Annotated in this window: 17 protein-coding genes and 1 pseudogene; 14 read left to right on the top strand and 4 right to left on the bottom strand. The window is 48.4% G+C overall.

Going from position 1 to position 12,166, the window contains the following annotated elements:
* The first annotated feature begins 38 nt into the window (after window positions 1-38).
* From ASG89_RS14965 to ASG89_RS14955, 3 genes are all read left to right on the top strand, one after another.
* Complete coding sequence (locus ASG89_RS14965) at window positions 39-410, top strand: helix-turn-helix domain-containing protein (protein WP_057311513.1); 372 nt, start codon at window positions 39-41, stop codon at window positions 408-410.
* Entirely contained in the window at window positions 403-1,224 is an 822-nt protein-coding gene (locus ASG89_RS14960) for an ImmA/IrrE family metallo-endopeptidase (RefSeq protein ID WP_057311512.1), read from the top strand. The genes ASG89_RS14965 and ASG89_RS14960 overlap by 8 nt, the downstream gene beginning before the upstream one ends.
* Before the next feature lie 141 nt (window positions 1,225-1,365).
* Window positions 1,366-1,800: a hypothetical protein gene (locus tag ASG89_RS14955; RefSeq protein WP_157276668.1), complete on the top strand. Its 435-nt coding sequence runs from the start codon at window positions 1,366-1,368 to the stop codon at window positions 1,798-1,800.
* 76 nt (window positions 1,801-1,876) lie between these two features.
* On the opposite strand, the gene ASG89_RS38220 is transcribed toward ASG89_RS14955, so the two are convergent.
* On the bottom strand, window positions 1,877-2,005 hold the full coding sequence (locus ASG89_RS38220) for a hypothetical protein (protein ID WP_268795627.1): 129 nt from the start codon (window positions 2,003-2,005) through the stop codon (window positions 1,877-1,879).
* Between the two features lie 96 nt (window positions 2,006-2,101).
* On the opposite strand from ASG89_RS38220, the gene ASG89_RS14950 reads away from it, so the two are divergent.
* Together ASG89_RS14950 and ASG89_RS14945 are read left to right on the top strand one after the other, a co-directional pair.
* Window positions 2,102-3,049, top strand: coding sequence for an N-acetylmuramoyl-L-alanine amidase family protein (locus tag ASG89_RS14950; protein WP_057311510.1), 948 nt, complete (start codon window positions 2,102-2,104; stop codon window positions 3,047-3,049).
* Between the two features lie 90 nt (window positions 3,050-3,139).
* Entirely contained in the window at window positions 3,140-3,937 is a 798-nt protein-coding gene (locus ASG89_RS14945; RefSeq protein WP_057311509.1) for a DODA-type extradiol aromatic ring-opening family dioxygenase, read from the top strand.
* A gap of 457 nt (window positions 3,938-4,394) precedes the next feature.
* Here ASG89_RS14945 and ASG89_RS14940 read toward each other — a convergent pair whose 3' ends face one another.
* A complete protein-coding gene (locus ASG89_RS14940) occupies window positions 4,395-4,808 on the bottom strand; it encodes a thiol-disulfide oxidoreductase DCC family protein (RefSeq protein WP_057311508.1) in 414 nt (137 codons plus the stop codon).
* 530 nt (window positions 4,809-5,338) lie between these two features.
* On the opposite strand from ASG89_RS14940, the gene ASG89_RS14935 reads away from it, so the two are divergent.
* The 8 genes and pseudogenes from ASG89_RS14935 (at window position 5,339) to ASG89_RS14905 (ending at window position 10,401) form a co-directional block, all read left to right on the top strand.
* Window positions 5,339-6,121 carry a sulfite exporter TauE/SafE family protein gene (locus tag ASG89_RS14935; RefSeq protein ID WP_057311507.1) on the top strand — a complete coding sequence of 261 codons (783 nt, stop codon included), beginning with the start codon at window positions 5,339-5,341 and terminating at the stop codon, window positions 6,119-6,121.
* A gap of 35 nt (window positions 6,122-6,156) precedes the next feature.
* A pseudogene (locus tag ASG89_RS14930) lies at window positions 6,157-7,296 on the top strand (MBL fold metallo-hydrolase); the annotation flags it as partial.
* 42 nt (window positions 7,297-7,338) lie between these two features.
* Window positions 7,339-7,632, top strand: coding sequence for a rhodanese-like domain-containing protein (locus tag ASG89_RS37685; protein ID WP_235549773.1), 294 nt, complete (start codon window positions 7,339-7,341; stop codon window positions 7,630-7,632).
* 19 nt (window positions 7,633-7,651) lie between these two features.
* Window positions 7,652-7,876: a sulfurtransferase TusA family protein gene (locus ASG89_RS14925; RefSeq protein WP_057311506.1), complete on the top strand. Its 225-nt coding sequence runs from the start codon at window positions 7,652-7,654 to the stop codon at window positions 7,874-7,876.
* 14 nt (window positions 7,877-7,890) lie between these two features.
* The gene (locus tag ASG89_RS14920) at window positions 7,891-8,370 is read left to right on the top strand and encodes a DsrE/DsrF/DrsH-like family protein (protein WP_057311557.1); all 480 of its coding nucleotides are present in this window, start codon (window positions 7,891-7,893) and stop codon (window positions 8,368-8,370) included.
* 116 nt (window positions 8,371-8,486) lie between these two features.
* Complete coding sequence (locus ASG89_RS14915) at window positions 8,487-8,729, top strand: metal-sensitive transcriptional regulator (protein ID WP_414813266.1); 243 nt, start codon at window positions 8,487-8,489, stop codon at window positions 8,727-8,729.
* 27 nt (window positions 8,730-8,756) lie between these two features.
* Window positions 8,757-9,146, top strand: coding sequence for a rhodanese-like domain-containing protein (locus ASG89_RS14910; RefSeq protein WP_057311504.1), 390 nt, complete (start codon window positions 8,757-8,759; stop codon window positions 9,144-9,146).
* A gap of 304 nt (window positions 9,147-9,450) precedes the next feature.
* Window positions 9,451-10,401, top strand: coding sequence for a DUF3048 domain-containing protein (locus ASG89_RS14905; RefSeq protein ID WP_157276667.1), 951 nt, complete (start codon window positions 9,451-9,453; stop codon window positions 10,399-10,401).
* 204 nt (window positions 10,402-10,605) lie between these two features.
* Here the strand turns inward: ASG89_RS14905 and ASG89_RS14900 are convergent, their stop codons facing one another.
* Window positions 10,606-11,229 carry a hypothetical protein gene (locus ASG89_RS14900; RefSeq protein WP_057311502.1) on the bottom strand — a complete coding sequence of 208 codons (624 nt, stop codon included), beginning with the start codon at window positions 11,227-11,229 and terminating at the stop codon, window positions 10,606-10,608.
* Window positions 11,230-11,467: 238 nt separating this feature from the next.
* Between ASG89_RS14900 and ASG89_RS14895 the strand changes: the two genes are divergently transcribed.
* A complete protein-coding gene (locus tag ASG89_RS14895; RefSeq protein WP_056612830.1) occupies window positions 11,468-11,758 on the top strand; it encodes a YerC/YecD family TrpR-related protein in 291 nt (96 codons plus the stop codon).
* 185 nt (window positions 11,759-11,943) lie between these two features.
* Here the strand turns inward: ASG89_RS14895 and ASG89_RS38655 are convergent, their stop codons facing one another.
* Window positions 11,944-12,030 carry a putative holin-like toxin gene (locus ASG89_RS38655; protein WP_414813269.1) on the bottom strand — a complete coding sequence of 29 codons (87 nt, stop codon included), beginning with the start codon at window positions 12,028-12,030 and terminating at the stop codon, window positions 11,944-11,946.
* Between the last annotated feature and the right edge of the window lie 136 nt (window positions 12,031-12,166).

Raw genomic sequence — 12,166 nt, 5'->3', positions numbered from 1 at the left:
AGTGTATAATAATTATATAATTAAGGGAGGTGAATCCAATGGCAAAGTTAAATGATGTCGTCATTGGAAAGCGAATTCGTCAAGCGCGTCAAGATTTATCCTTTACACAAGAAGAAGTCGCTGCCGGCATAGGGATAACTAGAGACAAGTATGCGAATATTGAGTCAGGGCGCACAGCTTGTTCGTTAAACGATGCTAAAGCATTATGTGATTATCTCGGATTAGATATACAGGAGCTGTTAAAAAGTGACAATAGCTCATTAGAAGGTCTTATATTGTTTCGTGAGGGAAGAGAAGCTGAGGATGAGAAACTTTTGGATTATTCCGATAGTATTTTTCGGGAGTTGATGGGTCAAAAAGAGTTATATATGAAGAATATCAGAAAAGAGGGACAATTTAAAAATGTTTAAACGTCCTGAAGGTAAAATTCCATTAACTGACCCGGAAAAATCTATTTTACGTCTCAATGCCCTTGCATTTGCTCGAGAAACTAGAGAACGGTTGGGAGTCTCTATTCATGATCCAATTGATATTATTCACATTGTGGAGCGTGAAGGTATACTCGTATTTCAAATAAAGGATCTAGGATGTTCCGGATTTGTGCGTGTATTCGGTGAGTATAAAGCTATATTTGTTAACGCGAGCGAGTCCCTTGGACGCCAATACTATACGATTGCTCATGAGTATTGTCACATCCTTCGAGATCTTCAGAATTTCGTGAAACTCAAGGAGTTGCCTGATGAGGAGCAAATACTCCAAATGAATAGCATGGAGTACTTTGCTTTCAGATTTGCCGATTATTTTATCACACCAGAAGTAGCTATTTATAAAGCACTTAAACTATTGGACATTCACGATTATGGGAACATTTCTATTCAAGATGTGTTTAAAATACAGCATTATTTCAGTGTGAGCTTCACACAGATGATTAGAATGTTGAATAAGTCCCTAGTGATTTCGGATATTCAGCACGCTGAGTTTCGAAAGATAAGTACGAAGGAAGACCCTCAATTACTCGTTAGGACAACTGCAGAATCAGGATACAACGTAGCTTTGGTATCAGAATTAGAACATTCTCGAATTCCCTTAAGCTTTATGGAAGGTCTGATTGATAACATTGTAAATCGCAGATTGACTAGTAGGAAGGTGAAATATCTAGAAAATCTGATTAAGATTCCCTTGATGGGTTATTTGCCAGAAAGGGGAAGTGAGGATGTTGAGTAAATCGGTAGTGGTTTCTGATACTGATATATTGAAGCACATTATTAATGGACAAATTTTCAATGTACTTAACCAGATATAATCGAAGAAATTTATATAACACCTCAAGTTGAAATAGAAATGAGAAACAACGGTTTGTACCACATGATGATTAATCAGTTTAGTGCTGAAAAAAGGATTAAGTTAACCAAGGAAGTATGGTCATCGCTCCCCGTCGAGTCCAGGCAGGAGATACAAAAAGTGAAAAGTAGGTTGCGAGCTGTCCTAGACCCAGGGGAGCTAGATTGCTATGCTTATTCCGTTGGTATGGGTATAGATGCAATAATTAGCGACGATGGGGATGCAAGGGAAAAAATTACCATAGATTCTCAACATAAAAAGATCGTATTGAATTTTGCACAACTGCTTATTCTAGCTGTAAAATTGGACAAGTTTGATCTTGAGCAAGCTAGACAATATTTTGATCAAGTGATTCAAAAAAATAAGCTGACACGATTCGCGCCATTTTCAAAGCAAGTTGAAATATTTGATCGTTCTACATTAAGGCATCCATGGATAAAAGGAATTGTGGAAGAGTAAAGAAAGCGTAGGTTAACTCCCTATGCTTCTTTGTTTAAGGATAAATAACGGAAAGATATAGAAGTAGGCAGGCTATCTATTTCTTATCCCAGCCACGAATATATTTGCTTCTGCCCTTATAGACGAAAAAACACGCCAGTAAGGCAAGAACAACTAACGATATGGACAGCCAGTGATCAGTGAAATAATGCCAAAGTGCTTGCATAGCGAGACCTCCCAAATGTGGAGAAGCATGGTAGTGTTAGTTTCGTGATCGTGGGCAGTTTTTATACAGAATAGAGAGAAAAAGGGGAATCCTCGGATGTGTGTTAAAAGAATGCTGCTCCTCGTTGCGGGCATCGCGTTAGTTGGTGTGCTGGCGGCTTGTGGGGATGAGCAGCGGCAGATTGCGGTTTTGGCTTCGCCTACGACGGAGGTTGTGCAGAGTGCTGCACCTGCTACACCTGTTGCACAGGGGACTGCGATGGTGGAAATAGCTGCTGCGAAGGTGTCAGAGGTACAGGCTGTACCAACCAGTACGCCTTTGCCCGCAACTTCGCCGACAGTGGCTCCTACGCCTGCAGCAACACCAGTAGCAACACCGGAAATGAAGCCGACGCCAGCGAAGGCTGCTGCTATCAATAAGCTCGTCATGATCGATCCCGGTCATCAGCGGCATGGCAATAATGAACCTGAGCAGGTCGGGCCAGATACGCGAGAAATGAAAGCGAAAGTGAGCTCAGGAACTGTTGGCGTACGCACGAAGAAAGCAGAGTATGTGCTCAATCTGGAGGTATCCGCACTTCTGAAAGCTGAGCTAGTGCGTCGTGGGATTAACGTTGAGATGACGCGTGAGACGCATGACGTGGATATTAGCAACAAGCAGCGTGCGGATATGGCGAATGAGGCAGGTGCTGCGTTGGTTGTAAGGATTCACGCGGATGGCGACGCATCGGCTAGTACGAAGGGGTTTTCGGTGTTGTACCCATCGGCAGGACAACCGGCTATGAAGCCTATTGCAGCTGAAAGCAAGCAAGCTGCTGGGTATTTATTAGCTGGCTTGCAGCAAGCAACAGGCTCGAAGGGGCGCGGGCTTTCGGCACGCGATGACCTCAGCGGCTTCAACTGGTCCAAGGTGCCCGTCGCTCTCGTTGAGCTCGGGTTCATGACGAATCCCGAAGAGGACGAGCTCATGTCGGATAAAGCCTATCAACAGAAGCTGGCGACAGGGATTGCGGATGGTATTGAGCAGTTTGTGAACGGTAAGTGATGCTTGCGAGCGCGGGATGGTTTTATTTTGCGGGATTCGAGAATAATGTAGATAATTGGCACGGATTTGAAAGTGGGAGGGGGCGTTGCTATGCTGCCGGTATTTTTTATTGCGCATGGTTCACCGAGCTTGGCGATTGAGCAGCATGCGTATACGGAGTTTCTGCAGAGGCTAGCCATGAGCATACCCAGGCCCAATGCTATCGTTGTTTTCAGTGCCCACTGGGAAAGCCCCGTGCAGCAAATTAGCTCGGCCATCGAGCCGGAGATGATGTACGATTTCTCGGGGTTTTCGGAAAATCTTTATGACATTAACTATCCGGTCAAAGGGGATCTGCCTCTCAGCTTGCATATCCAGCAGCTGTTTCAGCAAGAGGGCATACGCTGTAAGCTCAATGATCGGCGGGGCTTGGATCATGGCGTCTGGGCGCCGCTATCCATTATGTATCCAGATGCGCAGATTCCTGTCGTGACGCTTTCGGTTAATCCACGGCTTACGCCAGAAGAGCATTATCGGATTGGTGCTGCGATTAGCTCCTTACGGGAGGAGCAGGTGCTGATCATTGGCAGTGGCGGGACGGTGCACAATTTGCAGAAGTTGGATCCTAACAATCCAGTGCCACAGCTGTGGGCCGTGGAGTTTGACGAGTGGCTAGCGGAGCAGCTGGAGACGTGGAATTTGGAGGCGCTGCTTCGCTACGACGAAAGAGCGCCGCATGCGCGGGAGGCGGTGCCGACGCCGGAGCATTTTGCACCGTTGCTGATCGCGCTCGGAGCGGGTGATGCTACACGGAGCGCGAAGCTGCTGCATCATAGCTTCCAGATGGGCAGCCTGAGCTTATGCTGCTGGATGTTTGGAGGCGTAAGTTTGCGGAAGAAAGGCGGTTAGGCTGAGAAAATCGATCAGAAAAGCTTACAAAAATGGAAGAATTGATTTGTGATTCATTGGATGAAGGGGAATGCCTGCGATGCTGCAGGTTTTTTTGCGTTTTTGGGGGGCGCGTGGGGGGTTCTCTAAGTCGAAAAAATCGACTTAGGGGATCGAAGATGGCTCCTGTGGGTTCTCTAAGTCGAAAAAATCGACTTAGGGGATCGAGAAGGGCTCCCGTTGGTTCTCTAAGTCGAAAAAATCGACTTAGAGCATCGAAAAGGGCTCCCGTTGGTTCTCTAAGTCGAAAAAATCGACTTAGGGAATCGAAAAGAGCTCCCGTGTGTGCTCTAAGTCGAAAAAATCGACTTAGAGGATCGAAAAGGGCTCCCGTGGGTTCTCTAAGTCGAAAAAATCGACTTAGGTCATCGAAGAGGGCTCCAGTGTGTTCTCTAAGTCAATAATTGAGGCCGCCTGCTCAATCCAGAAACCGCGCCCGATGCTCTGGCCTCGGCAGCATGCATTGCTCGCTCTTGCCGAACCAGCGATAGCGGTTGCATGCGATGAAGTTGTATCCGAGATTGCGGATCGGAGCTGGGATCACGATCGCTGCGTAGGTTAGCGGCCATGCGCCGCGCAAGCGTCGTGCAATCCGCAGGGCGGCCGTAGTGCGCGTATGCGCGCGGTCACCTTCGATCAGCACGATGGTGCTGAGTTGATCTACCGGCAGCTTGTGCTGGGCGAGTAGTTTATGCCCAAACTCCGACTGAAGAGAAGCGAAGTGGAACACGCCCTTGGGATCGTTTCGCAGAATAAACTGCACGCTACTACTGCAGAGCAGGCAAACCCCGTCGAACAAGATGATGGATGGATGATCGTTTTGGTGCGACATAGTGCTGGCGCCTCCTTTGATCAGCGTAAGGTAGTGGAAGAAGTTACTTCTTATTATACGCCAGTCAGACGATTGAGCAACTTGCAGAGGGTTCGAGGGAATAAATGGTGTTACAGAAGTGAGACAAGCAGGGTTGACGAAAAAACAATGAGGTTGTATAGTTTTTATATACTCATAGGGGTATGGGTATAAAGGGGCGGAGGTAAGGGAAGGGAAGGTAAGTTGGTAGGAAGGTATTTAGGTAGGAATGTATTTAGGTATTTAGAGGTATTTAGAGGTATTTAGAGGTATTTAGAGGTATTTAGGTATTTAGAGGGTATTTAGGTATTTAGGTATTAAGGTATTAAGGTATTAGGTATTCAGGTATTAGGTATTCAGGTATTCAGGTATTAAGCTATTAAGGCATGAAGGTAGAAGTTAGGAATAGGAATCAGAAACCGACGCCAATTGTGCTCATTTTTTTTGTCCTAATGCATACCCCATAGGGTATATAGACTCCCCCTCACTTCATCAAGAAAGGCAGGAACGCGATGGACATAACATGGATCTTCATTATTTTCACCTTAGGCATCTTGGGCTCATTCATTTCAGGCATGGTGGGGATAGGCGGTTCCATTATTAATTATCCGATGCTCCTGTTTGTGCCGCCGGCGCTGGGATTAGTGGCGTTTACCGCTCAGGAGGTGACTGCGATAAGCGCTGTGCAAGTGTTTTTTGCCAGCCTCATGGGGATGTTGGTGTATCGCAAAGGCGGGTTCATCCATGGGAAGCTAGTCGCCTATATGGGAATACCGATCACCATAGGAAGCTTCATCGGAAGCTCCGTGTCCACAATGCTGACTAGCGCTACGATTAACTCGGTCTATGCCGTGTTAGCGCTGATAGCAGCGATGATGATGTTCATGCCTAAGAAGGGTGCGGAGGATACTCCCGACAAAACTCAAATCATTTTTAACAAACCACTCGCCATAACCCTTGCGCTCTTGATCGGGCTGGTGTCGGGCATTGTGGGCGCGGCGGGGGCTTTTATCACGGTGCCAGTGATGCTCGTTGTGCTTCGAATTCCTACCCGCGTCGCCATTGCTTCTTCACTAGCGATCACTTTTCTAGCTTCAATCGGTTCAACGACAGGCAAGCTGTTCGGCGGGCACATGCTGCTGATTCCATCGCTGGTGCTCATCGTTGCAAGTACGATGGCGTCGCCACTTGGCGCAAGGTTGAGCAAGAGAGTGAATATCAAGATGCTCCAAGGGATTTTATCCATATTGATATCGGCAACGGTCGTCAAAATCTGGTTGTCTATTTTAGCTTAAATAGTTGTCTATTAACCTATAACGGAGGGATTTCATTGGAACAGACTCAAGTACAAGGCAGGTATGCAGCTATAGTAGCCGAGAAAGTGCTGAATCAGGAATCTATTTTTATTCTGGATGTGCGAAACGAAACCGACTACGCGGATTGGAAAATCGAAGGCAGACAGGTGAAGTCGCTGAATGTGCCTTATTACGAACTGATCGATGGCGTGGAGGCGATTCTAGATAGGATTCCTAACGATGAAGAGGTGCTGGTCGTCTGTACCAAAGAAGGCTCGTCCATCTTCGTTGCAGAGCAACTCAAGGAGGTTGGCATATCCAATGTCACGTACCTGATCGGCGGTATGAAGTCATGGAGCGAGCAGCTTACACCTGTCAAAATCGGAGATTTAGACGACGGCGGCGAGATGTATCAGTTCGTTCGTGTAGGGAAGGGCTGCTTATCGTACATGGTCATTTCGCAAGGAGAAGCCGCGGTCATTGATGCGGTTCGGATGACGGATATTTATGAACAATTTGCTAGAGATAAGGATGTCATCATCACACATACACTCGATACCCATCTCCATGCGGATCATATATCCGGTGGACGACAGCTGGCGGCGGCAGTGGGTGGTTCCTACTGGCTCCCGACGAAGGATGCGACAGAAGTGGAATTCCCTTATCAAAAGCTCGAAGAAGGCCATAACCTGATCGTTGGCCATACGGAAATCAGCATCCAGCCGATCTACTCGCCAGGTCATACCGTCGGAAGCACGTCGCTTCTCATTGATGGACGCTACTTGTTGTCTGGCGATATTTTGTTCATCGAGTCGATTGGCCGTCCGGATCTGGCGGGTAAAGCAGACGACTGGGTGTCCGACCTGAGAACGACGCTATACGAGCGTTATCAGGCATTGTCCGAGGAGCTGGTCGTGCTTCCTGCCCATTTTGGGAAGGTGACGGAGCTAGGTGAAGGTGGGCGAGTAAGCGCGCGATTAGGTGATTTATTTCAAAAGAATCTGGGACTCCAAATCGAAGATGAATCGGCTTTTCGACGGATGGTGACGGAGAATTTGCCGCCGCAGCCGAAAGCGTATGAGGAAATCAGGCAGACGAACATGGGCAAAATCCATCCGACCCAAGAAGAGCAGCGTGAGATGGAGATCGGTCCGAACCGTTGTGCCGTTCACGATGGCGCATCCCATGCGAAGCTAGCGTACAAATTCCCTCATACGATCAGCAATGCTGAGATTCACGCTAAGCTTGCCGCAGGCGAAGAGCTTCAAATTCTCGATGTCCGCGAACCAGATGAATTTTCAAGTGGACATATCCTAGGAGCGAGCTCGATCCCGCTTGGCGTCTTAGAGAAGGCGCTGTCCCAACTCGATCCGAATCTCAGTTATTATCTGGTTTGCCGGACAGGAACTCGCAGCGATATGGCGTGCCATCTGTTAGCGGAGCAAGGGTTTAACCACATACAAAACGTACTACCTGGCATGTCGCAATGGACTTTTGATATCGAAAAATAACTAAATGGAGGTCATTAACATGATTAATTTAACTGTGGATGCGAAAGGGTTGGCATGTCCGATGCCGCTCGTGAAAGCGAAAAAAGGGATGGATACGCTGGAATCCGGGCAAATCATGGAGCTGTTGACGACGGATAAGGGGGCGATGAAGGATTTTCAGGCGTGGGTCGGCAAATCCAAACATGAGCTTTTGGAAGCTAGAGAAGCTCAGGGTGTATTTACGTTTATCGTGAAGAAAGGGTGAGCAGCGTGACGGTGATGGACACGAAGGAGAGAACGACGATTGTGCTGTTTAGCGGGGAACTCGATAAAGCGATTGCTGCTTTTATCATTGCGAATGGGGCCGCGGCTTATGATCATGATGTGACGATTTTTTTCACCTTCTGGGGGCTCAATACACTGCGCAAAGATCAGAACATCGCCGTTAAGAAAGGCTTCATCGAGCGTATGTTTGGTAAAATGATGCCGCGAGGCGCCAATAAGCTGGGCTTGTCCAAAATGAATTTCGGCGGGATGGGTCCCCAAATGATCAAGCATGTGATGAAAAAGCATAACGCGCTGTCGCTTCCACAATTGATTGAGCTAGCTCAGGAGCAAGGCATCCGCTTAGTCGCGTGTACAATGACGATGGATTTGCTCGGGTTGCAAGCAGAGGAACTGCTGGATGGGGTTGAGCATGCGGGTGTTGCGGCTTATTTGGGCGATGCGACGGATGCGAAGGTGAACTTATTTATTTAATAGGCGCGGCAAAATGCCGGGACAGGATTTCATATTGTTTTAGGCTGAAACATGGGCAATAATATACCTATACAGGTATAGGGAAAGAAGGGCTGTCTATGCAATACGATGATGATATGAAAAAAAGACTAAAGCGTATGGAAGGCCAGCTTCGTGGCATTTTACGGATGATGGAGGAAGAGCAGGATTGCAAAGATGTCGTGAGTCAAATCTCTGCGGTCCGCAGCGCTGCCGATAAAGCGATCGCCACGATTGTAGCTGTCAACTTGGAGAACTGCATTAAAGAGGAGCAGGAAGCAGGCAGAGACACAAGTAAGATCGTGAAGCAAGCGGTGGAATTGTTAGTCAAAAGCAGGTAAAGACATGCTCCAGAAAAGAGGCTGCTCATGGATAGTACGATGATTTTTAATATTGTGGCATTGGGGTTTATTGCCTGGTTTTTCTATTCCAGGTTTGCAGGTGTGAAAGGGCTGCGCAATCTATCGCCTGAGCAATTCCAGGAGGCTTTAGCAGCGGACAAGCATAAGCAGGTGCTCATCGATGTGCGCGAGCCTGGTGAATGGAAGCAAGGCTACATCACAGGTGCGGTGAACATTCCATTGTCTGCGATGGGCCGGAGACTGGCGGAGATCCCGAAGGATCGTCCGATCTACTTGTACTGCCGAAGCGGTATGCGGAGCAAGCAGGCGGCGAGAATACTGCGGAGAAATGGGTTTAGCGAGCTGTCCCACTTGAAGGGCGGCATCATGAGCTGGAGAGGGAAGCAGACGCAATAGGCTGATGTTAAAAAGAGGCGTTCCAAGCCATGTGCGCATGGTCTGGGGCGCTTTTTCTTGCTAGCGGCTGTGAAGCTTGCTTTCGAATCAACCATCTAGCTTCTATTTTCGTCATATCTAGCATATACATGTCATAGTTCGATAGTCCACGAGAGAAAGAGGTGCAGCCCCCTTGAACACACTGCCGTTAATCCGTCAAAGAACTCTTCGCACATGGCTCATACTTGGATGCTCTGTCCTGACCCTAGCTGGTTGTAGTGATGACACTTCCGTTATATCAACGGCGACGCCGGATACCGTTCCTGTGACGGCTACGGTCAGCCCAACGCCTGCGACGCAGCCTGCCACGACAACAGTAGAAACGCAGCTGCCTTTCAAATTTCCGTTAACTGGTTTGCCTGCCGATCACGAGGTGAAGACCCGTCCTTATATGGTAATGGTCGAAAATGCCCCGCAAGCCCGGCCCCAAACCGGCCTCGATCAGGCCGACATCGTCTATGAAATCCTAGCCGAGGGCGAGATTACTAGATTCGTCTCGGTGTTCCAGAGCCAACCCGCTGGCGCGATTGGTCCGGTGCGGAGCATTCGGCCTTATTTTGTGGAGATCGGCGACGCGCTGGATGCGATTATTGTACATGCTGGCTGGAGCCAGGATGCGATGGATATGATGGCAGGGCGCAATCTGGCCCATCTCGATGAAGTGTATGGCGATGGCGCCTACTATTGGCGCTCCACCGACCGTAAGGCACCGCACAATCTCTATACCTCTGTGGATAAAATGAAAAAAGGTGCCGAGGCGCGCAAGTTCCGCACCGAGTGGAACGGGCCTCTGCTCACGTTCGCTAAGGCAGGACAGAGCAAACTCACGGGCGCAGCCGTACATTACATTCAGATCCCATACCTCATGGGGTATTTCGCTTCGTATGATTATGATGCTGCTGGGGGTGTGTACAAGCGCTCTATGGAAGGCAAGCCGCATCTCGATAAGGAAACCGGCAAGCAGCTGCAGACGAAGAATCTGCTTGTTCTCGAGAGCAAGCATCAGATCATCGATAAAGAGGGTCGCCGAATTGTCGATGTGTTCGGGCCGAACAAGGGGATGATCTTCCAAGAAGGCATGTCCCAAGCGATCACGTGGGAACGCAAAAACGGCATGCTCCGCGCCTACGCCACCGATGGCAAGGAAGTGCCGCTGCTGCCGGGCAACACGTGGGTGCAGATCGTGCCGGAGGGGACGAAGTTGAAGGTGGAGTAGTTGTCAACCTAATGATAAGTGCTAGTGCGACAGCTAGTAGGATCTGCATTCCCATCTAGAGCTGGGGAATTTCCAGTTATATCGCGCAGCATGTGGAAATAGACTAAATTAGCGGGAGGTTTTCCCGCTAATTTGTTTTGCTATGCCCTGCGAGGCGGGGATTCGTGTGCCTGAACTGAAGCAGGAGTGCTCCTCGCCCATCAACTATCTGCGCTTGCGCTTAGCTAGGCCAGATGTGGAGCGGCCTTTGCGCCTTTTACCCGTGCCGGATTTCTTACGGCGTTTGCGTTTCGGACGGTAGACTTCCTCTACGTCTCCAGAAGCTACTTTCCCTTTGCCGACGGAGCCAAGGAGTGTTTTCACCATCGGTGCCATTTGCTGGAAAGTCGACATGAACTTCTGAACCTTGCCCATCGTGCCGATGATGCCATCAATACCACCCATCCGCTCAACGAAGCCGGAGATTTGCTTCATATTTAAGCCGCTTAACGGGTTCGAAGAACCTCCAGCGGCACCACCACCACCGCCAAGGAGATTGCTTAGGAAGTTACCGCCGCCACCACCTCCGGCATTGCCTCCGCCACCGCCAAATAAACCACCGCCTGAATTGCCGCCACCGCCGCCGAAAAGACCTCCACCAGCATTGCCGCCAGCAGGAGGACCACCGAAGAAGCCGCCTCCGCCTTCAAAGCCGCCGCCACCGAAGGGATTGCCACCGCCTAAGCCGGGGTATTGTCCGAAGCCTTCACCTGGAAGGGTTAAGCTTCTTGTTTCCACTTCAGGACGAATTCCGCCATTACCAATAATTTGTTGTCTTGGGTTGGTCACTAGGATTCACGATCCTTTTTATCAGATTTGTCTCCTACAGGATATGTCACTTGCCTACCTTTGGTATGGACGAATGTCACGGGTCTTGGGGATTTGTTGCTATTTAGCCAATTAACGCATAGAAATTTTAACGTTCTGCAATCCTAAAGGAAGGATTTGCCCAGGACGTGTCGAATGATACACAGGAGCTTAGAGAACCATGAAGCCAACATGCTTTTTGACCGGGAGTTGACAGCAGATGCAATTAAAAAAACTAAATGATAAAGCCATAGACCAGCTTTTCGAAGCTGTACTAACGTTGAAGGATATTGAAGAGTGTTACGTCTTTTTTGACGACTTGTGTACCGTGAACGAAATTCAGTCGCTTTCGCAGCGCCTCGAAGTAGCTCGCATGCTGCGCAAAGGATGTACGTATAACCAGATCGAAGCGGAAACAGGGGCTTCCACAGCAACCATTTCGCGGGTCAAAAGGTGCCTGAATTACGGGAACGATGGTTATGTGCTGACATTGGATCGTTTGAATCGTTAATAGTTTTGGGCATGTAAGTAGTAAATAATCTTATATACAATTGCACGTATATTGTGGATATGTTACAGTAAACATAATAAAAGAGAGGTGCGCTAACACCTCTCCCGTACAATAGATTACCTCAATGGTGATCGGCCGCAGTTGAATGATAATAGACCTCCAAAGCCGCGAAGCTCAAGGGAGGTCTATTTCCGTTTGTTAGTAAGTATTAACACAACCAAAGTCGCAAATGTAATCATGAGCGATAATGCTTGGTATACCTCCACGGGCATCACCTCCTTTAAAGAGGCTAGCCGACCAACCTTGAAACCGATTCTATTGTCGAAATCGATTATAGCATATTTTGGGTTAAGTGGTTGATATTTAATAATAGAGCGTAGCTTCAAATTGACATAGGTGACCACTTTC

This window comes from Paenibacillus sp. Soil766 (genome assembly GCF_001428105.1).
In the GTDB taxonomy this organism is placed as follows: Bacteria; Bacillota; Bacilli; order Paenibacillales; family NBRC-103111; genus Paenibacillus_E.
This window is presented reverse-complemented; position numbering and strand designations above follow the sequence as displayed.